The sequence below is a fragment of the Actinosynnema sp. NPDC059797 genome (genome assembly GCF_042732085.1).
Taxonomy (GTDB): Bacteria; Actinomycetota; Actinomycetes; order Mycobacteriales; family Pseudonocardiaceae; genus Actinosynnema.
In genome coordinates, this window is the sequence record NZ_JBHWIE010000695.1 from 1 (window position 1) to 1,766 (window position 1,766).

Annotated in this window: 2 protein-coding genes and 1 pseudogene; all 3 read left to right on the forward strand. The window is 74.5% G+C overall.

Translation table 11 applies throughout. From position 1 onward, the window contains the following. A partial coding sequence (locus tag ACFV4N_RS43390) for a LuxR C-terminal-related transcriptional regulator (protein ID WP_499678536.1) occupies positions 1–802 on the forward strand: 802 nt, incomplete at its 5' end. Between the two features lie 143 nt (positions 803–945). Beyond that, positions 946–1,332: a hypothetical protein gene (locus tag ACFV4N_RS43395; protein WP_499678537.1), complete on the forward strand. Its 387-nt coding sequence runs from the start codon at positions 946–948 to the stop codon at positions 1,330–1,332. Between the two features lie 142 nt (positions 1,333–1,474). Further along, positions 1,475–1,766 (forward strand): annotated as a pseudogene (locus ACFV4N_RS43400) (SGNH/GDSL hydrolase family protein); the annotation flags it as partial.

A 1,766-nucleotide genomic window follows, 5' to 3' on the forward strand; every position in this document is an offset into this window, starting at 1 on the left:
GCCCCGCACCCGGTGGGGCGGCCAGCTGTTCGACTCGCCCGTGCCGCTGCTGATGGACGACATGCCGCACAACTTCCGCGACTCGCCGCACTACCAGGAGCAGTTGCGGCCCGCCGGGCTGGAGGACGGCCTGTCGGCGGCGCTGAAGCTGGGCGGCAGGCAGGTCGTGGGCGTGCTGCACCTCAACGCGCCGGAGCGCTCGGCGTTCGGCGAGGAGGCCCGCCGGTTCGTCGCGACGGTCGGCGAGGCCCTCGCCCGTCGCGTGGACCCGTTGCGCCACCCCCGGCTGGACGCGTGGTTCGGTCCGGAGTGGACGGCCGGCTGGATCCTGCCGGCGCAGGCCCCCGTGACCGGCCGCGAACCCGCGCCGATCACCTACGACCCCGCGGTGCGGGCGGTGGCGGAGCAGTTCGCGGCGCTGGGCATCCGCACGGTCCCGTTCCTGTGGCCCGGCCGGGAGGGCTGGCACCGGGTGCGGCTGCTGCGCGTGGCCGACGGCCCGCGCGGCGGTGTCATCGCGGCGTGCACGGCGTTCGCGAACGCGCCCGGCCTGACCGCCCGGGAGCTGGACGTCGCCACCGGCCTGGTCGCGGGCCTGAGCAACCAGGACATCGCGGAGGCGCTGGTGGTAAGCCGCCGCACGGTCGAGACCTACGTCGAGCGCCTGCTCGCCAAGCTGGACTGCCGGTCCCGCGGCGAGGCGGCGGGCGTGGCCGCGCGCGCCGGGTACGTGCGGCCCTCGGTGGGCGGTCTCGGCGACCTGGCCCGCCTGACCCGCGGGGCGGACGACCACTGGGTGTGAGCCGGTCGTGAGTTGATCTCGGGTACGGTGCGCCGGACCGCTGATCGAGGCCGCGACCGCGACCGCCGAGGGGAAGGCCGCGACCGGCTCCGGGCACGTCCCGATCCCCCGCACGAACGTGCTGCTGCGGGTCCCCGGACGGCATGGAGGTCGACCCGGACCTGCCTGGGCCGGCCAGGCCGGCCACCAACACCAGCGTCGTGGTCATGGGCCAACCGCTGGTGGGCAAGACGCCGGAGGAGGCGACCGACGGCCTGTCCGGCGTCCAGGCCCGCCTCCAGGGGATGGACATGGACGAGCCGCGCGAGCTGGACGTCGCGGGCCACCCCGCTGGGGTGGCGAGACCGCGCCGGGCGACCTGGGCTTCGACCTCACCCCGGCGCCGGGCTACCGGGAGCTGCCCGGCAGCACGTCGAACGTCGCGATCACCCTCGGCGGCGGGTCGGGCCCCGGACGTGCCCGGCCTGATCGCCGCGCCGTCCCTCGGGGGGGACCCGATCGAGGAGGGCGCGGCGGACACCACCGGGTGAATCGAGGCCCGAATGGATCGGGATTCCGCACCATTAGTGATAAATTCACCCATCGCCACCCTTTGTGGGGTATTACCCCACAACATCAACTGTTACTCCTGAAAGGGTCCGCTCCACCCGAACCCCGATGGAGACGAGATCCATGCGCGCACCACGGGCCCTGTTCCCCGTACTGCTGGCGCTGATCGCCACCGCGGTCATCGCCGCGCCCGCCCAGGCGGCGCCCCTCGCCGGCAAGTACGTCGCCCTCGGCGACTCGTACACGACCGCTCCCGGCACCCGCACCTACGACAACCCCAACGACCCGTGCCGCCGCGGTCCGCTGACCTACCCGCGGCTGTGGGCCGCGGCCCACCCGTCCGTGGCGTTCGTGGAGGCCGCCTGCTACGGCGCGACCACCACCACGATGACGACCGACCAGCTCCCGCGGGTCC